Consider the following 17,759-nt stretch of genomic DNA (forward strand, 5'->3'; position numbering starts at 1 on the left):
GGCCGGCTTAGCTCAGTTGGTAGAGCATCTGATTTGTAATCAGAGGGTCGCGTGTTCAAGTCATGTAGCCGGCATTAGAGGAAAAGTAAGGAATGCGAACGTAGTTCAGTGGTAGAACACCACCTTGCCAAGGTGGGGGTCGCGGGTTCGAATCCCGTCGTTCGCTTGAGAGGCCGGGGTGGCGGAACTGGCAGACGCACAGGACTTAAAATCCTGCGATTGGTAACGATCGTACCGGTTCGATTCCGGTCCTCGGCATGAATAGAATAGTAGAGAGCACCCTTAGCTCAACTGGATAGAGTACCTGACTACGAATCAGGCGGTTAGAGGTTCGACTCCTCTAGGGTGCATAGCTCGCTTAATGGAATCATTAGGGGAGATTTATTTTTAGATAGTAGAAACGGGAAGTAGCTCAGCTTGGTAGAGTACTTGGTTTGGGACCAAGGTGTCGCAGGTTCGAATCCTGTCTTCCCGATTTATTTATCAAATTAAAGAGAGAGACTTGTATTCTCTCTTTTTGGCACTTTGTCAACTGTAGTGGGTGAAGTATTACCCCATACGAGAGAGAATCAGGTTGGTTCTCTCTTTTTGTATGTTTAAAGCGATGAGAATTTTTGTTTTAAAATTTTTAAAGTTTCGAAAACCGAACGCTTGTCGTTTGATGTCTTTGATAAGTTTGTTAGTAGCTTCTAGCTTAGCGTTTGAATAAGGTAATTCAAGTGCATTGGTAATGTATTGTCTGTATTTGAGAAAGGTTGTAAAGACTGTTTTGAAAGTAGGATTCACAGTAGGTAAAGAATCCTTTATCAATCCGAAGAAAGCCTCACTATTCTTCTCTTGAAAATGGAACATCAAGAGCTGATAGAGGTCATAATAGTGCCTTTGAATAGGTTACACTAAACTAGACAGAAATTATAAAGTGTTCTATACTAAAGAAAACCAGGAGGAAAATATGTCTAGAAAAACACGTCGCTACTTCACAGATGAATTCAAACAACAAATCGTTGATCTTCACAAGGCAGGTATGAAACGAAACGAGCTTATCAAAGAGTATGAGCTAACTCCCTCAACCTTAGATAAATGGGTTAAACAGGCAAGAACAACCGGTTCCTTCAAAACTGTTGATAACCTAACTGATGAGCAGCGTGAGCTGATTGAACTCAGAAAACGAAATAAAGAGCTTGAAATGCAGGTCGATATCTTAAAGCAAGCGGCAGTGATTATGGCACGAAAAGGAAAATAATCACTGCGAACAAGAAGAATTACAGCATTTCAGCCATGTGTCGGTGCTTGAACATTCCGCGTTCTAGCTATTACTACAAAGCTATGGAGTCTATATCCGAGGCTGGTCTCGAAGAAAAAATCAAACGCATTTTTCTCGAAAGCAAGTCCAGATACGGTGCTAGGAAAATCAAGAAATGTCTAGAAGTACAAGGTATCAACTTGTCTCGTCGTCGGATTTCTCGCATCATGAAGAGACTGAATTTGGTTTCTGTTTACCAGAAGGCTGCCTTCAAACCACATGCTAAAGGGAAAAATGAGGCATCCATTCCAAACCTCCTAGCCAGACAGTTTCACCAAGAGAAGCCCTTGGAAGCTCTTGTGACGGACTTAACTTATGTCCGTGTTGGTAAGCGTTGGGCTTATATCTGCTTGGTCATTGACCTCTTTAATCGCGAAATCATCGGACTGTCAGCTGGTTGGAACAAGACTGCAGAGCTGGTCAAAGAGGCTATTCAAAGTATCCCTTATGCGCTGACTAAGGTCAAGCTCTTCCATTCTGATCGAGGGAAGGAGTTTGATAATCAGCTGATTGATGAGATATTAGAAGCCTTTGGTATCACACGTTCACTCAGTCAAGCCGGTTGTCCCTATGACAATGCCGTAGCCGAGAGTACCTATCATTCTTTCAAACTTGAGTTTATTAACCAAGAAACCTTCCATTCCTTGGAAGAATTAGCTCTAAAAACCAAAGACTACGTTCACTGGTGGAACCACCACCGCATTCATGGCAGTCTCAACTACCAAACGCCTATGACTAAGCGAGTCATCGATTAAGCAAAAAAACACTTCATAAAATTTGTACAGAAAACTGTTGCCTTTTCACTTAGTTCCTCTGATAAGTCTAAGGTCTTTCGAACTACTTCTCTAGGGGTTAATGTTTGCCTAAAGGTTCGAGAATAAAAGAGTTTGTTAGAGAGTTTTCTGCTGTCTTTTTGGAGGATCCTCCAATGATGTTTCATAGAACGATAAGGAAGAGAGCCCTTGTCACAGTTCTTCATAATGGCAATCCGAGTAGCCATCATCGCCCGGCTCAGGTGCTGAATAATATGGAAACGATCCAGAACAATCTTTGCCTTAGGGAATAAGAAATTAATGATAGGAATGTAGTTACCAGCCATATCTACAGTTACGACTTTGACGTTTTCCCTCATCTCTCTCGTGTATTTGAGGAAGTAGTTTTTAATGGTTGTTTGCCGATTATTCTCAAGAATAGTGATAATCTTTTTGGTCTGAAAATCTTGAGCGATAAATGCAAGCTTTCCCTTATTACGTGAGAATTCATCCCAAGAGAGGATTTTAGGTAATTGTGAGAACTGATCCTTGAAGGAGGATATGGGATTTAACTTTGTAAGCAGAAGTGATGGTGATATTTTTATCTTTTATTCCGATAAGATTTGTAGTATTATTAAGTCGTTCCATATGATTCTTTCTAATGAGTAGTTTGGTTGCTTTTCATGATAGATTATATGGGACTTTTTTTCTACCTTGAATTTACAATATAAGTGCACAATAAAAACTCATAAGATTTTTTCTAGTAAAATAAAACTGAACAAACATCTTACGAAAGGAAATCTTATGAGCTACCATCATTTTACCATAGATGAACGAGAAAGTATTCTGATTTATCGTACTAAAGGGATGACCTTTTCTCAAATAGCACGACTATTACATCGGCACCCCTCAAGTATTAGCCGTGAATTAAAACGTCATTCAAAACAAGGCAACTATTCGCCTAGTAGGGCACAAACAGCCTATCATCTCGCTAAATCGCATTGTGGGCGAAAAAGGAAATTAGAAATAGACACTGAACTCAGTCAGACCGTCAAGCATCTTTTTCTTGAGTGTCAATGGTCGCCAGAAGAAATTGAGGGACGATTACGTTTAGAACGAGAAAGACCCGTCATTAGTTATCAAACCATTTATAGAGCTATCTATCGCGGTCACTTTGACGACACGCCTCTTTCACATGGTGCTCGTGGGGTTGTTCGCAAACTTCGTCACCATGGTAAAACACGCCATACACAATCCCATGTGGAAAAGCGAGGAAAAATTCCTATTTCTCATACCATTCATGAGAGGCCAACAGCAGCCAATGAACGCTCGAGAATAGGTGATTGGGAAGCCGATACTGTTGCTGGAAAGACTGGAAAAGCTTGCCTAGTAACACTCACTGATAGGCATTCCCGCTTCCTCAAAATTCAGAAAGTAGCTGTCAAGAAAAGTAAATTGGTTATAGAAGCCATGGTAAATATGTTAGAGTCCCTACCAAAAGAAACAGTGACTCCTGATAGAGGTAAGGAATTCTCAGGACATCCTGAACTCACCGAGAAACTAAATGTCGAAGTCTATTTTCCTGATCCTCATGCTCCTTGGCAACGAGGAACAAACGAGAATACAAATGGCTTATTGCGAGAGTATTTTCCAAAAGGAAGTGACTTAACAGAGGTAGAACACTTGATCATTCAGGAATGGGAAGATAAATTAAACAACAGACCACGAAAATGTCTAAACTGGAAAACACCTTATGAAATATGAAATTTTTTATGGGATAAATGTGCACTTAATTTGACAATTCGCCACACTGAAAAAGCCCTATAATCTCTTCAGTGGGAGTTACCCACTACAGAAATTATAGAGCCTATTTATGTGGCTTTAAACTCAGTCTCGCTCCGTTAAGTGCGCGTGGAAATTATAGAAGGACATCTGATGCCAGACCGTGTTCACATGTTAGTCAGCATTCCACTACGGATGAGTGTATCAAGTTTTATGGAGTATTTAAAAGGTAAAAGTGCTTTAATCATGTTTGATAAACGCGTCAGCTTAAAATATAAATTTGAGAATCGGCATTTTTGGTCAGAGGGCTATTACGTGAGTACGATTGATTTCAATGAAGCAACCATAAAGAAATATATCCAAGATTAAACAAATAATCTGGGAGATTATTTATCCTATAATATCTCATTATATAAGCTGAGTGTGAAAGAATATAAAGATCTCTTTAGAGATAGTGGTAAGTAATACAACTGCTTCTTTAAGAGACTCGTGACGAGTCAAGAGTGAACAAAGTGAAAGTGAGCAGTATAGGCACTGCTTAGTAATGTGGGCTTATAGCCTCGGTTAAAAACCACCTGTTAGATGAGTGGTCATGATTTTGTAGTATTAAATCATAAATTTATTGTATATATTTTCTAGTTCGCTGTTAACTTAGTGTGTGATTTTATTTCAGATGAGCATACTTTGAAATGTGTTTATGTATGAGATTCTTGTGTTTAAAGTGATATTTTCTAAATTTTAAGGTAGTAAGAAAGGTAAAGGATAAGGATGGACAATGCGTTCTGGAAAGTCATATTGTATCATGTATTTGACAGTGGATCTAAGAAGAGCAGATGAATCTAACTTTATTTGAATAATTCTTTGATAAATTTTTAACTAATCTAAATATTTTACTAATTTATAAAATGATATACAGTTTTGATGTCGTACTGAGTAGCGAGTAACAGGCATAATGGATATTATGTAAGGTGAGTCAACAAGATAATAAGTGGAAAGTCATAACTACCTGTGAAATGAACTGTTCTCTAAAAGTTAGACAGTGTATTGAGTCAGTTTACTTTTGATTATTTTTCTCTTCGAGAAAAACTGATTTGAAGCTATAATATAAAAAAACACTCCTTATTTCATTGAAAATAAGGAGTGTTTTATGGTTTAGCGTTTTGACCATGTTTTTGGTAAAAAGAGAAGAATCATAGGATAAATCTCTAGGCGTCCTGCAATCATAGCAAGAGATAGTAAACATTTTGAAATTGGATTGAAGATAGCAAAGCTATCACTCGTACCAAGCATGGGTCCGATATTGTTAAAGCAGCTGACAACGGCACTGACAACGGTCAGGAAATTTTCATTGTCTAAGCTGAGTAAGAAAATCAAGGCGACCATAATCATGATATAGAGCACCAAGTATTTCAAAATCTTATGCTGGGTATCTTTATCAATCACGCTATGATTGACATGGAGCGTCAATACACGATTTGGTGAGAGGGTAGAAAAGACTTGGTTTTTAGCAATGCGTGCTAAGATAAGTCCGCGCATGACCTTAAATCCACCGGCTGTGGAGCCTGCTGATCCACCGATACACATGAGGAGTAGCAAAATGATTTGTGAGAACAAAGGCCAATGGGTGGTATCTCCAAATCCAAAGCCTGTGGTCGTGATAATATTGGTGACTTGGAAAAAACTAATCTCTAAGGTATCTGCTAGATTATTGTAGATATGAAAAACATTTAGACAGATAAGAAGAGTTGAGATTACGATAATAGAGAGATAGGTTTTTAGTTCTTCATCGCTAAAAAAGAGTTTGAATTTCCGCAAGAGACAGAAATAGTAGAGATTGAGATTGACTCCAAAAAGGAGTACGCCAAAACTGACGAGATAGGTGATTAAAGGGCTATTGTAATGGGCGATTCCGTCATTATAGACAGCAAATCCTCCCGTGCCGGCTGTTCCCATGGCAATGATGATACTATCAAACAAGGGCATGCCAGCAAGGCAATAAATCACGATAAATACCGCAAATAGGGCTAAATAGAGGAGGTAGAGGATTTGAGCGGTATCTTTTAGTTTAGACACTACTTTTCCAAAAATGGGTCCAGGTACCTCTGCCCGCATGACTTCCAGATGGCTGTTTTTATTATTGTCCATGATGGCAAGGGCAAAGACCAGCACCCCCATTCCTCCAATCAAGTGGGTGAAACTCCGCCAAAATAAGAGGGAATGGGAAAGCACACTGACATCTGAGAGAATAGTTGCCCCTGTCGTGGTAAAGCCTGAGCTGACTTCAAAAAAAGCGTCAATAAGGCTTGGAATTTGTCTAGAAAAGACAAATGGTAGGGCTCCAAAGAAGGACCATAAAATCCAACAGAGAGCAACAATTAGAACCCCTTCCTTGGCATAGATATGATAGTCCTTAGGTTTGAAAATGATGCCAATCCCTCCTAGTAAGAGAAGGAGGGTAATGGTTCCTAAAATAGCCCAGATGACGTGTAAAGGCTCTTGATAGAGAAGAGCCACGGCTAAAGGAGCTAAGAGGAGACTGGCTTCAATTAACAGGAGTTTTGAGAGGAGGTAACGAATTATACTTCTATTCATAGCTTACTCCTCTAACAAATCAAAGATTTGTGTGATATTTTGCAATAAGGTGGTTACGACAATCTGGTCACCGACTTGAATCTGATCATCACCGGTTGGGAAAATCGTTTTGCCATTACGAATGACCGCTGCAATCAAGACACCTGGTTTAAAGGTAAGTTTAGAAAGAGGGAGATTGGTAACCTTACTTTCATCAATGATTTGGAATTGCAGGGTTTCAATCTGGCCATTTGCAATGTGGTGCATAGCTTGGAGATCAGAATACTGGGCATTGACTCGACCGCGGATAAAGTGCATGATAGTATCAATAGCAATCCGCTTTGGAGTGACAATGCTGGATTCGTTTTTCCGATCAATAATCTCAAGGAGACTCGTTCTGTTGACCTTGGTGATGTTTTTTTGCACACCTAGGTTTTCAAGGAACATGGAGGCAATGATATTTTCTTCATCAACCCCAGTCAGTGTAGCAACAGCATCATAGTGCTGGGCACGTTCTTCCATCAGAATATCCTTAGCCGTTCCATCGCCATGTACGACATGAAGATGGGGGAATTCACGGCTGAAAAATTGAGCTTGTTCTTCCTTGACCTCAATCAATTTTAAATCAATTTTGCTGTGTTTAAGGATATTGAGCAGGTAATAAGAAATCCGTCCTGCACCAATCAGCATGAGACTCTTGATACTTTTGGCTCGCATGTAATTATGGAAACGGAGGACTTCCTTTCGATTTCCAGTGACAAAAATGATATCGCCTGGTAAAATGGTGATGTTTCCGTTTGGAATGAAGAGGTCTTCACCACGGCGCATGGCACAGATCAAAACATTGCCAAATTTCTTCCGAAATTGAGCGAGGGTCAACTCACAAAGGTTGCTGTCAGGCGTGACTTTAAACTCCATCAAGCTGACGCGACCATTGGCAAAACGCTCGACCGATAGGGCATTGGGGAAGTCGATGATATTTGCAATGTAGCGAGCTGTGAGAAGCTCTGGGTTGACAATGAGTGAAAATCCGAGAATATTTTTCTTTTTAAAGAAAGGATTGGAGTATTCTGGATTGCGGACTCGAACAATGGTTTCTTTTGCTCCCATTTTTTTAGCAAGGAGTGAGGAAATCATATTAACCTCATCGTGTTCAGTCATGGCAATAAAAATGTCACAATCTTTGACATCTGCTTGTTCCAAAATCTTGAAATCAGCGCCATTTCCAGCAATTCCCATAATGTCACAGCGTTTCGTCAGGTGATTGAGAACAGATTCGTTTTGCTCAATCAAGACGACATCATGGCCTTCCGATACCAGTGAGCGACAAAGGGCAGAGCCGACTTTACCGCCACCGACAACAATAATTTTCATGGTTTACCTCCGAAATATGTATCTATCATACCTTTTTTTTGAAAAAATTTCACTAGATTTCATACGGAAGATACACATTTTTAACAAATCTGATAAAAATGATAGAATTTAAGTACTTTTGATTGACATGTAAGAAGAAAGTGATATACTAAGAGAGTACCTTCATTGATTTACCTCAAACCTGTTGTGATGTAAGTTAGTGAGGCCATAACCACGCTGTTTGCTGAGCTTGACTCCGGGCAGTGTGGCTATTTTTTTGGAGAAATGTGAGGAAGAGGATGAAGAATCATATTGTATTGTTTGAACCACAGATTCCACAAAATACAGGGAATATCGCACGGACCTGCGCTGCGACCAATAGTCCTTTACATATTATTAAGCCGATGGGCTTTCCGATTGATGATAAGAAGATGAAACGGGCTGGGCTGGATTATTGGGATAAGCTGGATATTTATTATTATAATAGCTTGGCTGAATTTTTGGAAAAGATGGATGGTCATCTTTATTTGATTTCAAAGTTTGCTTCAAAGGTCTACTCAGAAGAGAATTTTAATCGAGAAGGCAATCATTATTTTCTCTTTGGACGTGAGGACAAGGGCTTGCCAGAAGAGTTTATGCGTGAACATCCTGAAAAAGCTTTACGGATTCCTATGAATGATGAGCATGTGCGGAGTTTAAATGTGTCAAATACGGTTTGTATGGTGGTTTATGAGGCTTTGCGTCAGCAGGATTTCCAAGGTTTGGAATTGGTTCATGAATATGAAGCAGATAAATTGAAATAAGGATTGAAAGCCGTATCAAAGACTTGCAAGTGCAGGTCTTTTTTGATATGATAAAAGAGTCTTCAGGGCAGGGTGAAATTCCCGACCGGCGGTTAGAGTCCGCGAGCGCAAGCTGATGTGGTGAAATTCCACAACCGACAGTAGAGTCTGGATGGGAGAAGACGGAAGAATCATTGAAACTTTCTTGTTGTGAAAGTCTTTTTGATGAACCTTTCAGCTTCTCTAATTTTAGAAAAATTGGAGGAAGCCTTTATGACACACACACGGAAAATGGCCTTGATTGCCATTCTTTCAGCACTTTCTTTTTTACTGATGTTCTTTGACTTTCCGATACTGCCGGCAGTTTCCTTTCTAAGAATTGACTTTAGTATCGTGCCGATTTTGCTTGGCTTGGTCATGCTGGATACAAAGAGCGCTATGATGATTATTATTTTACGTTCTCTTTTGAAATTGGTGCTGAATAATCAAGGAGTGAGTACCTATATTGGTCTGCCGATGAATATGGTTGCCATGATTGCCTTTGTCCTTGTTTTTGCTGTGGTTTTTAAAAAACAGCAGACGATGACACGTTTTATTTTAGCAAGTCTTGGTGCGACACTTTCATTGACACTTGCGATGGTCGTTTTAAATGCTATCTACGCTATTCCTTTGTATGCGACTTTTGCAGGATTTGACATTGCAAGTACCATTGGTGTAGGGACTTATCTGTGGACGATGGTCGTTCCGTTTAACCTTATTGAGGGACTGGTTTTTGCCCTTGCCTTTTGGCTTGTACAGCTCTTTTTAAAGCCAGTATGGAAACAATATGAAGCATAAACAAACATTTTTAACACGGGGCTCTTTTGCCCTTTTACTTTTTGTCATTCTAGGATATGTGGTTAAATTTTACCCTGAGCAGTTGGCTGGTTTTGATCAAGCAATTCAAACTGGGATACGAGGAGACTTGCAAGTTTCATTGACTCGTTTTTTTGCGACAATTACCCAAATCGTTAGCACACCTGTAGTGATTTCTTGGGTCGTGCTTGTGGTGGGAGTATTTCTATGGAAGAAATGGCAGAGCGAGGCGGTCTTTTTAGGAGGAAATTTGATTTTAGCAGGCGTGCTTGTTAGTCTTTTAAAGCAAGTCTATCAACGTCCTAGACCTAGTATCACTCATCTGGTGCAAGAAACAGGCTATTCCTTTCCAAGCGGGCATTCCTTGGCTGCGACCATGGTCTTTGGGAGTCTCGTCGTGATTGCCTATCAGCGGATTTTCAATAAGAAAATCTGCTATCTGGTGCAGGGAGTTTTTCTTTCCTTGATTCTCATTGTCCTTATCTCTCGGGTTTATCTCGGGGTTCATTATCCTAGTGATGTTCTAGGAGGGGCTCTTCTTGGTTTTGGTGTTTTGCACCTTGAGTATCCATTTTATGATGAATGGCGGTTTAAACGCCGATTTACAAAGAAACAGAAATAAAGAATAGGTAAAGGAGACAGTCTATTGTTTCCATAGTTGTTTGGTATTGATGTAGTACGAGGCAATGAGTCGCAGGCATAACTGAAGTTAGGCAAGACGAATTGATGACGTAATCAATGAACACTAAATGACTATATTACCTATTTTTTTATTTTGTGGTACAATAGAAGGATGAAATCTTACAATGCCTTGAATGATTATTATCGGAAAATATTTGGAGAAAAGACCTTTAAAGTGCCGATTGATGCAGGTTTTGACTGCCCTAATCGTGACGGTACAGTGGCAAAAGGTGGCTGTACTTTTTGTACGGTGTCGGGTTCTGGTGATGCCATTGTAGCACCTGACGCCCCCATTCGGGAGCAATTTTACAAGGAAATCGACTTCATGCACCGCAAGTGGCCTGAAGTTAGAAAATACTTGGTCTATTTCCAGAATTTTACCAATACGCACGACAAGGTCGAAGTCATTCGAGAACGGTATGAACAAGCCATTAACGAGCCTGGGGTGGTCGGAATCAATATCGGTACCCGTCCGGACTGCCTGCCAGATGAAACGATTGCCTACCTCGCTGAATTGTCTGAGCGCATGCATGTGACGGTGGAGTTGGGCTTGCAGACGACTTTTGAAGAAACGTCTGATTTGATTAACCGCGCCCATTCTTATGAACTCTATGTGGAGACCGTGAAACGCTTGCGGAAGTTTCCCAAGATTGAAATCGTCTCCCACTTGATTAACGGCCTGCCCGGTGAGACGCACGAGATGATGCTAGAAAATGTCCGCCGTTGCGTGACAGATAATGATATTCAGGGAATTAAGTTGCACTTGCTTCATCTGATGACCAATACTCGTATGCAACGGGATTACCATGAAGGACGCCTGCGGCTGCTTAGTCAAGAAGAATATGTCAAGATTATTTGTGACCAGCTGGAGATTATCCCTAAGCACATCGTCATTCATCGGATTACAGGAGATGCTCCCCGCGATATGCTGATTGGGCCTATGTGGAGCCTCAATAAGTGGGAAGTGCTAAATGCGATTGAAGATGAAATGCGCCGCCGCGGAAGCGTGCAAGGTTGCAAGGCAAAGGAGCAAAAATTTACATGTTAAGACCCTTAGAAATGGCTCATCAGTTTTTGGCAGAAGTCGTGAGCAAGGAAGATGTCGTGGTGGATGCGACTATGGGAAATGGGCATGACACCTTGTTTCTCGCTGAGCGAGCAAAAAAAGTAGTGGCCTTTGATATTCAAAAACAGGCGCTTGAAAAAACACGAGCACGCTTGGAAGAGGCAGGACTTTCGAATGCTGAATTGATTTTAGCTGGACACGAGCAACTAGATGCTTATGTTGATAGGGTCAAGGCAGGGATTTTCAATCTAGGCTACCTGCCTAGCGCCGATAAGTCGGTCATTACCCAACCTCAGACAACTCTGCTTGCCCTTGAAAAATTGTGCCAGCGTTTGGTACTAGGTGGTCGAATTGCGATCATGATTTACTATGGTCATGAGGGAGGAGATGTGGAGCGTGATGCGGTACTGGACTTTGTCAGTCGACTTCCTCAGCAGGAATTTACTGCAACCATCTACCGTACTCTGAATCAAATCAACCATCCCCCCTTTTTAGTCATGCTTGAAAAATTAAAGGAGTATAACCATGGATAAGATTTATTTACAAGAAAAATTAGAGGGACTCAGAAGCAAGTACATTGATTCCAATAGTGGTGAGTCATTCGCTAGAAAATTGGATGATGTGCATTTGAGCAAAAAAATGATCAAAATCAAACAGAAATTGGTCAGCTTAGAGATGGAACGTTGTCAGAAGCAAATCGAACATCGAGATTTATCGAAAATTGATGAGAAGATTTCTGAGCAAAAGCGTTTATTTGAGAAGTGTTGCGCTGGAAAATAAGGAGGTAGTGGATGGCCATACTTTTTTATGCCCTGATTTTTCTACTGGTTCTGATTGTTTCCAATGCAACGAATAAACTTTTTCCACGACTGCCCTTGCCCTTGATTCAAATCCTGTTAGGGATTCTCATCGGCTTTTGTTTGCCGCAGGGGAAGTTTCATCTGGATACAGAAGTATTTTTGGCGCTGGTTATCGGTCCGCTCCTCTTTCGAGAGGCAGAAGAAAGCGATATTACCAGTATTTTAAAACACTGGAAAATTGTGCTTTATTTGATTTTTCCTGTGATTTTTGTCTCGACCTTGAGTCTAGGATTTTTGGCACATAGCTTGTGGTTGACCTTGCCCTTTTCTGCCTGTCTAGCTGTTGGAGCAGCTTTGGGTCCGACCGATTTAGTAGCTTTTGCTTCGTTATCTGAGAGATTTTCTTTTCCAAAGCGTGTGGAGAATATCTTAAAAGGAGAGGGGCTTCTCAATGATGCTAGTGGCTTGGTCGCCTTTCAGGTGGCTTTAGCAGCTTGGACGACAGGAAGTTTTTCTCTTGGTAAAGCGAGTATTTCGCTGCTGTTGTCGATTGCAGGAGGATTTGCGATAGGGGTTCTTACTGCTTTTTTAAACCGTCAACTGCAGCAATCTTTGCTAAACGTCCGAGCGTCTGACATTGCAGGGGAGTTGCTTCTTGAACTTAGTTTGCCCTTATTGACCTTTTTCTTGGCTGAAGAGATGCATGTCTCGGGTATTATTGCCGTTGTGGTAGCGGGGATTTTCAAGGCTAGCCGATTTAAGAAAATTACGCTCCTAGAAGCTCAAGTGGACACGGTGACAGACACGGTCTGGCATACCATTTCCTTTATGCTGAATGGTTCTGTCTTTGTGATTTTAGGGATGGAGCTGCAAATGATTGCAGAACCGATTTTACGTAGTCCGATTTATGATAACCTCTTTCTCGTAGTGACCATTGTGCTTCTTACGCTGATTCTCTTTGCCATTCGGTTTGTCATGATTTATGGGTTTTATCTCATCAGGGGAAAACGTCTGAAAAAGAAAACGGGCAATTATCTCAAGGATATTTTGATTTTGACCTTTTCAGGGGTAAAGGGGACGGTGTCGATTGCGACTATTCTTTTGATTCCAACGGCGCTGGAGCAGGAAAATCCACTCTTGCTGTTCTTAGTTGCTGGGGTGACCATGTTGAGCTTTTTAGTGGGCTTATTGGTCTTGCCACGCTTGTCAGCGGACAAGGAAGAATCGTCAGACTACCTCATGCATATCGCCATTTTAAATGATGTCGTTTTGGAATTAGAAGAAGAACTCAAGCACACCAAGGTCAAAGGACCACTTTATGCTGCGATTGACAATTACCAAGGTCGGATTGAAAATCTGATTTTGGAGCAGGAAGATAAGACGATCCGAAGAGATTTGGCGAGTTTGCAGCTTCTTATTCTCAGTATTGAAAATGACGGTCTTGAGCAAGCTTATGAGGAAGGCAAGATTAGCAACCGTGCTTATTATCTCTATCAGCGCTATCTACGGACCATGGAGCAGAGGATTAACCGAACCTTGGTTTCGCGCTTTACTTACTTTTTGATTGTCTTTTGGCGAATTTTTCGCTTGATGATTCATGAAGTGCTCACTTTTGGCTCTACGATTCGTTCTTGGTTGAAAAAAGACAAGGCTTATGTCCATAAGGAAGACGCAGAAGCCATTGCAGAGCTGTATTTGTCAAATACTGAAGTCATTATGGAAAGTTTGGACCATTTGAAAGGGATTTACAAACATTCTCTCATCAATTTCTTGCAGGATTCGCGGATTCGAAAGACGGCAATTATCGGCAGTGGTGCTTTTATCGAGCGGGTTATCACGCGCCTAAAGCCTACGAATATCGAGGAAATGCTGAGAGGTTACTACTTAGAGCGCAAACTCATTTTTGAATATGAAGAGCAAAAATTGATTTCGCCAAGCTATGCTAAACGCTTGCGGCAAAATGTCAATAATTTGGAGAATTATTCCCTGAAAGAGGTGGTGAATACCCTGCCTTATGACATGCTTAATTACGCTCGAAATAAATAAAAAGGAATTGGACAGTGGTTCAATTCCTTTTCATCTAGCCTAACCAATCATTGCAATTTTACCTTTTGCGCGCTATACTGGTAGTAGATCATTATGAAACGGATTTCATAGAGAGATAGTATGGTCATTTAGTTTTCATTTATTACATCGTTAACTCGTCTTGCTTCAACAGTCCAGTGGACTGTTGAAGGTTGGAAATTAGGATTATGAAATAATCCTCATCTAAGTCTGTGAGACTGTTGGAGGTGGGAAATAGGGATTATGAAATAATCCTCAGTTTACCCCAGTTCTGCCTCCGGCTCGTTGTCTCGTACTAAATCAAAACTAAACAACTATAAAGAGAAAGAGTGGATAAAATGGCATATATAGAAGTAAAGGGACTCGCCAAGTATTACCAAATGGGGGAGACACGGATTTCAGCCAATAAGGACGTATCTTTTGAGATTGAAAAGGGAGAGTTAGTAGTGATTTTGGGCTCCTCTGGTGCTGGGAAATCAACGCTTCTCAATATTTTAGGCGGTATGGATCAGTGCGATGAGGGAGAAGTTTGGATTGACGGGACGGATATTGCTCGCTTTAGTGAACGTAAGCGCACGGCTTATCGGCGAGAAGATGTTGGCTTTGTCTTTCAATTTTATAACCTTGTGGCAAATCTCACGGCTAAAGAAAATGTAGAATTGGCAACAGAATTGGTCGCAAATGGTATGGATGTGATAGATATTTTAGAAAAAGTGGGTCTTAGCCACCGTATGGATAATTTTCCTGCCCAATTATCAGGAGGAGAACAACAGCGAGTAGCAATTGCGCGTGCGGTTGCCAAGCGCCCTAAGATGCTGCTTTGTGATGAGCCGACAGGGGCTTTAGATTACCAAACAGGCAAGCAAGTACTCCAAATTCTCCAAGAAATGTCAAGAAACGAGGGAGCGACGGTCATTATTGTCACCCATAATGCAGCGCTGGCAGCCATTGCTGATCGAGTGATTCGTATGCGAGATGCGACGGTGCAGTCGGTGGAGCTGCAGTCTCATCCAGCGGATATTTTGACCTTGGAATATTAGGAGGTGAGTATGGCAAAAAGGATATACTATAAGGACCTGAGACAGTCCATCACTTCCTCAAAGGGGCGTTTTTTCTCCATTTTTAGCTTGATGATGATTGGGGCGATGACCTTGATGGGATTAAAAGTCACCCCGTTCAACATGCAAAAGTCAGCTCAAGATTATCTCAATCGTACGCAAGCTATGGACTTGGCAGTGGTAGCTAGTCATGGCTTGAGTCAAGAAGATGAAGCTGAGTTGGCTCAGCTAGCAGGTGCAAGGAGCGAATTTGGGCAACTTCTGGATGTTACGATTGCATCCACCAGCAAGGCTTTTCGGCTATTTTCAAAACCAAAAGAGCTCTCTTCCTTTCAGCTGGTGAAAGGAAGACTACCTGAAAAGTCAGGAGAGATTGCCCTGTTAAGTAGTTTGGAAGGAGACTATCATCTTGGAGATGAGCTGTCTTTTTCTCAAAAAAATAAACAGGATTTTTTGAAGATTGAGACTTATCGGGTGACTGGATTTGTCAAATCCTCGGAAATCTGGGATATGAAGCATCTCGGTCCTTCTAGTAAGGGTTCTAGGGATTTAGCGGGTTATGGCGTCATTCTTGAGACAGACTTTACAAACCAAGTCCACTCCATTGCCCGGCTTCGTTATGATAAGTTAGACAAATTGTCCTATGATAGTGAGGACTATGAAAAACAGCTCAAGGAGCATAAAGACAGACTCACCATGCTCTTAGAGGACAATGGAGCAAAACGTCTCGCGACACTCAAAGAAACACCGCAAAAAGAGCTGAATAAAGGCAGGCAGGAGTTAGCAAAGGCGAGGGAAGAATTGCAAGGAGCTGCGCGTGCTTTAGAGATACAAGAGAGTCAATTAAAAGCAAGTGGCTTGGGAGAAAATAGTTTAGAGGCGCAGAGTCTAGGAGCTGCGAAGTTAGACTTTGAAGCAAAACGAAAAACAGCCGAGGAGCGATTTGCAGCAGAAGAAAAAAGGCTAGAAGAATCACAAAAGCAAGTCGATCAGCTGAAAGAGCCGACTTATACTGTCCATACCAGAGCTAGCCTTCCTGGTGGAAGTGGCTATACGATTTTTAACAATGCTAAGACCAGCATTGCAGCCGTCAGCAATCTTTTTCCCTTAGTGCTTTATTTGGTAGCAGCCTTGGTGACCTTTACCACCATGACCCGTTTTGTCGATGAGGAAAGAGGCAAGGCAGGGATTTTCAAAGCCCTAGGGTATGGCAATCGTGCGATTATTGCAAAGTTTGTCATCTATGGGCTAACAGCCAGTGTAGCAGGAACAGTCGTGGGCGTTCTTTTGGGAAATTTCTACCTGTCACCTGTGATTGATCGGATTGTCACTGAAAAAACGGTGCTAGGAGCGTCAAGCGTCCATTTCTATCCTAGCTATCTTTTCTTGGCTCTATGCTTTTCTCTGCTATCTGCTGTGCTACCAGCCTATTTGGTGGCAAAAAGAGATGTGGCAGAAGAGCCTGCTAAGCTTCTTCAAGCCAAACCTCCGGTTGCAGGTGCAAAGATTTGCTTGGAGCGTTGGAAGTGGCTATGGAGTCGTTTTAGCTTTCATCAAAAGATCACAACACGCAATATCTTTCGCTACAAACAGCGCATGCTGATGACCATCATTGGTGTAGCGGGATCCGTGGCTCTGCTTTTTGCAGGCTTGGGGATTCGAAGCTCCATTTCAGGAGTGGCAGAGGTGCAGTTTGGAGAGATTTTGACTTATGACTTGATTGCTTTGGAAAATATCTCTAAAGGACATGTGGACAAATTCCCAGAAGGGATTGAAAAAGTTCTGCCGATTTTTTATCAAACCAGTCAAGAGGAGATAAGGAAGGTACGAGAAGAGCAGACCGTATCATGGATTGTCACAAAAGATACGAAAGCGTTGACTGACTTTGTCCAGCTAAGAGATGGTGGCAGAAAGCCCCTTTCTCTCCCATCTGATGGCGTGGTAATTTCTACTCGCTTAGCGCAACTCTATCAAGCGCAGGTCGGAAGTACCATTTCTCTTCATTATGGTAAAAAGACGGTGAAAGCTAAAGTCGCTGGTATTGCAGAGATGTATGCAGGGCATTTTTTCTACCTAACAGCGGATTCTTTTGAACGACTAACAGGTGAAAACTATGAGCCAAATGCCTATATGGCGCGTGTCAGAAATTCTTCACAAGAGAAGGTGGAAAAGATTACAAGTCAGCTGTTGGCGTTAGATACGGTTTCTGCCGTGATTCAAAATGCAGCCTTGATTCAGCAATTACGCACGATTGTCAGCTCTCTAACGGCTGTGATGATGATTTTAGTCTGCTTGTCCGTTTTATTAGGTTTAGTGATTCTCTACAATCTAACGACCATCAATGTGGCGGAGCGGATCCGCGAATTATCGACGATCAAAGTACTTGGCTTTTATCAGAATGAGGTGACGCTTTATATCTATCGTGAGACGATTGTCCTCTCCATCATTGGCATGGTGGTAGGCTTATGGTGTGGAAAGTTGCTGCACGAGGTTCTTTTACAGATGATTGCCTCAGACACAACACTCTTTCCCCAACTCGTAAGCTGGGAAGTGTATCTGATCCCTTTCCTTCTGATTTCAGGTATTTTACTTGCTTTGGGATATATGATCCATCAACGTTTGAAACAGTTAGATATGCTTGAAGCACTGAAGTCGGTGGAGTAGACAAAGAAATCCTCTAGGTAGATTTACC

The 17,759-nt window shown here is 41.5% G+C and carries 13 protein-coding genes, 5 tRNA genes, 3 pseudogenes and 1 riboswitch; of the genes and pseudogenes, 17 read left to right on the plus strand and 4 right to left on the minus strand.

From position 1 onward, the window contains the following. The first annotated feature begins 1 nt into the window (after position 1). From AB1I63_10655 to AB1I63_10675, 5 genes are all read left to right on the plus strand, one after another. Positions 2-74, plus strand: a tRNA-Thr gene (locus AB1I63_10655). Between the two features lie 20 nt (positions 75-94). Then, positions 95-166: transfer RNA gene (locus AB1I63_10660), tRNA-Gly, on the plus strand. A 6-nt stretch (positions 167-172) separates the two neighbouring features. Further along, positions 173-258: transfer RNA gene (locus tag AB1I63_10665), tRNA-Leu, on the plus strand. 18 nt (positions 259-276) lie between these two features. Beyond that, positions 277-350, plus strand: a tRNA-Arg gene (locus AB1I63_10670). A gap of 51 nt (positions 351-401) precedes the next feature. Next, a tRNA-Pro gene (locus AB1I63_10675) sits at positions 402-475 on the plus strand. 74 nt (positions 476-549) lie between these two features. On the opposite strand, the pseudogene AB1I63_10680 reads toward AB1I63_10675, so the two are convergent. Then, positions 550-882, minus strand: a pseudogene (locus AB1I63_10680) (transposase). A 70-nt stretch (positions 883-952) separates the two neighbouring features. Between AB1I63_10680 and AB1I63_10685 the strand changes: the two are divergent. Then, positions 953-2,058, plus strand: a protein-coding gene (locus AB1I63_10685) for an IS3 family transposase (GenBank protein ID MEW4355276.1) whose coding sequence is annotated in 2 segments (ribosomal slippage) — positions 953-1,229 and positions 1,229-2,058 — 1,107 coding nt in all. Because the reading frame shifts where the segments join, the coding sequence is not laid out codon by codon here. A 50-nt stretch (positions 2,059-2,108) separates the two neighbouring features. On the opposite strand, the pseudogene AB1I63_10690 reads toward AB1I63_10685, so the two are convergent. Then, a pseudogene (locus tag AB1I63_10690) lies at positions 2,109-2,663 on the minus strand (transposase). Between the two features lie 196 nt (positions 2,664-2,859). Between AB1I63_10690 and AB1I63_10695 the strand changes: the two are divergent. Further along, positions 2,860-3,819 carry an IS30 family transposase gene (locus AB1I63_10695; GenBank protein ID MEW4355277.1) on the plus strand — a complete coding sequence of 320 codons (960 nt, stop codon included), beginning with the start codon at positions 2,860-2,862 and terminating at the stop codon, positions 3,817-3,819. A gap of 147 nt (positions 3,820-3,966) precedes the next feature. After that, positions 3,967-4,302, plus strand: a pseudogene (tnpA, locus tag AB1I63_10700) (IS200/IS605 family transposase). 687 nt (positions 4,303-4,989) lie between these two features. Here tnpA and AB1I63_10705 read toward each other — a convergent pair. Together AB1I63_10705 and trkA are read right to left on the minus strand one after the other, a co-directional pair. After that, positions 4,990-6,429: a TrkH family potassium uptake protein gene (locus tag AB1I63_10705; GenBank protein MEW4355278.1), complete on the minus strand. Its 1,440-nt coding sequence runs from the start codon at positions 6,427-6,429 to the stop codon at positions 4,990-4,992. Positions 6,430-6,432: 3 nt separating this feature from the next. Continuing rightward, complete coding sequence (gene trkA, locus AB1I63_10710; GenBank protein MEW4355279.1) at positions 6,433-7,782, minus strand: Trk system potassium transporter TrkA; 1,350 nt, start codon at positions 7,780-7,782, stop codon at positions 6,433-6,435. Positions 7,783-8,060: 278 nt separating this feature from the next. Between trkA and AB1I63_10715 the strand changes: the two genes are divergently transcribed. From AB1I63_10715 to AB1I63_10755, 9 genes are all read left to right on the plus strand, one after another. Next, positions 8,061-8,564 carry a tRNA (cytidine(34)-2'-O)-methyltransferase gene (locus AB1I63_10715; GenBank protein ID MEW4355280.1) on the plus strand — a complete coding sequence of 168 codons (504 nt, stop codon included), beginning with the start codon at positions 8,061-8,063 and terminating at the stop codon, positions 8,562-8,564. 54 nt (positions 8,565-8,618) lie between these two features. Continuing rightward, positions 8,619-8,731: riboswitch (FMN riboswitch) on the plus strand. An 85-nt stretch (positions 8,732-8,816) separates the two neighbouring features. Next, positions 8,817-9,380, plus strand: a complete 564-nt coding sequence (locus AB1I63_10720) for an ECF transporter S component (protein MEW4355281.1) — start codon at positions 8,817-8,819, stop codon at positions 9,378-9,380. Next, positions 9,370-10,020, plus strand: coding sequence for a phosphatase PAP2 family protein (locus tag AB1I63_10725; protein MEW4355282.1), 651 nt, complete (start codon positions 9,370-9,372; stop codon positions 10,018-10,020). Before AB1I63_10720 ends, AB1I63_10725 begins: the two co-directional genes overlap by 11 nt. A gap of 171 nt (positions 10,021-10,191) precedes the next feature. Continuing rightward, complete coding sequence (locus AB1I63_10730; protein MEW4355283.1) at positions 10,192-11,127, plus strand: TIGR01212 family radical SAM protein; 936 nt, start codon at positions 10,192-10,194, stop codon at positions 11,125-11,127. After that, positions 11,121-11,678: a class I SAM-dependent methyltransferase gene (locus tag AB1I63_10735; GenBank protein ID MEW4355284.1), complete on the plus strand. Its 558-nt coding sequence runs from the start codon at positions 11,121-11,123 to the stop codon at positions 11,676-11,678. The genes AB1I63_10730 and AB1I63_10735 overlap by 7 nt, the downstream gene beginning before the upstream one ends. After that, positions 11,671-11,925, plus strand: coding sequence for a hypothetical protein (locus tag AB1I63_10740; GenBank protein MEW4355285.1), 255 nt, complete (start codon positions 11,671-11,673; stop codon positions 11,923-11,925). Before AB1I63_10735 ends, AB1I63_10740 begins: the two co-directional genes overlap by 8 nt. A gap of 11 nt (positions 11,926-11,936) precedes the next feature. Beyond that, positions 11,937-13,991, plus strand: coding sequence for a sodium:proton antiporter (locus tag AB1I63_10745; GenBank protein ID MEW4355286.1), 2,055 nt, complete (start codon positions 11,937-11,939; stop codon positions 13,989-13,991). A gap of 356 nt (positions 13,992-14,347) precedes the next feature. After that, positions 14,348-15,049: an ABC transporter ATP-binding protein gene (locus AB1I63_10750; protein ID MEW4355287.1), complete on the plus strand. Its 702-nt coding sequence runs from the start codon at positions 14,348-14,350 to the stop codon at positions 15,047-15,049. 9 nt (positions 15,050-15,058) lie between these two features. Beyond that, the gene (locus AB1I63_10755) at positions 15,059-17,731 is read left to right on the plus strand and encodes an FtsX-like permease family protein (protein MEW4355288.1); all 2,673 of its coding nucleotides are present in this window, start codon (positions 15,059-15,061) and stop codon (positions 17,729-17,731) included. The last annotated feature ends 28 nt before the right edge of the window (positions 17,732-17,759 follow it).

Origin of the sequence: Streptococcus pneumoniae (assembly GCA_040719455.1) — a bacterium.
Taxonomy (GTDB): Bacteria; Bacillota; Bacilli; order Lactobacillales; family Streptococcaceae; genus Streptococcus; species Streptococcus pneumoniae_G.

Bases quoted from the DNA above. Each gene is read 5' to 3' on its own strand.
- AB1I63_10695 (MEW4355277.1), top strand. From the start codon at position 2,860: ATGAGCTACCATCATTTTACCATAGATGAACGAGAAAGTATTCTGATT.
- AB1I63_10705 (MEW4355278.1), bottom strand. From the start codon at position 6,429: ATGAATAGAAGTATAATTCGTTACCTCCTCTCAAAACTCCTGTTAATT.
- trkA (MEW4355279.1), bottom strand. From the start codon at position 7,782: ATGAAAATTATTGTTGTCGGTGGCGGTAAAGTCGGCTCTGCCCTTTGT.
- AB1I63_10715 (MEW4355280.1), top strand. From the start codon at position 8,061: ATGAAGAATCATATTGTATTGTTTGAACCACAGATTCCACAAAATACA.
- AB1I63_10720 (MEW4355281.1), top strand. From the start codon at position 8,817: ATGACACACACACGGAAAATGGCCTTGATTGCCATTCTTTCAGCACTT.
- AB1I63_10725 (MEW4355282.1), top strand. From the start codon at position 9,370: ATGAAGCATAAACAAACATTTTTAACACGGGGCTCTTTTGCCCTTTTA.
- AB1I63_10730 (MEW4355283.1), top strand. From the start codon at position 10,192: ATGAAATCTTACAATGCCTTGAATGATTATTATCGGAAAATATTTGGA.
- AB1I63_10735 (MEW4355284.1), top strand. From the start codon at position 11,121: ATGTTAAGACCCTTAGAAATGGCTCATCAGTTTTTGGCAGAAGTCGTG.
- AB1I63_10740 (MEW4355285.1), top strand. From the start codon at position 11,671: ATGGATAAGATTTATTTACAAGAAAAATTAGAGGGACTCAGAAGCAAG.
- AB1I63_10745 (MEW4355286.1), top strand. From the start codon at position 11,937: ATGGCCATACTTTTTTATGCCCTGATTTTTCTACTGGTTCTGATTGTT.
- AB1I63_10750 (MEW4355287.1), top strand. From the start codon at position 14,348: ATGGCATATATAGAAGTAAAGGGACTCGCCAAGTATTACCAAATGGGG.
- AB1I63_10755 (MEW4355288.1), top strand. From the start codon at position 15,059: ATGGCAAAAAGGATATACTATAAGGACCTGAGACAGTCCATCACTTCC.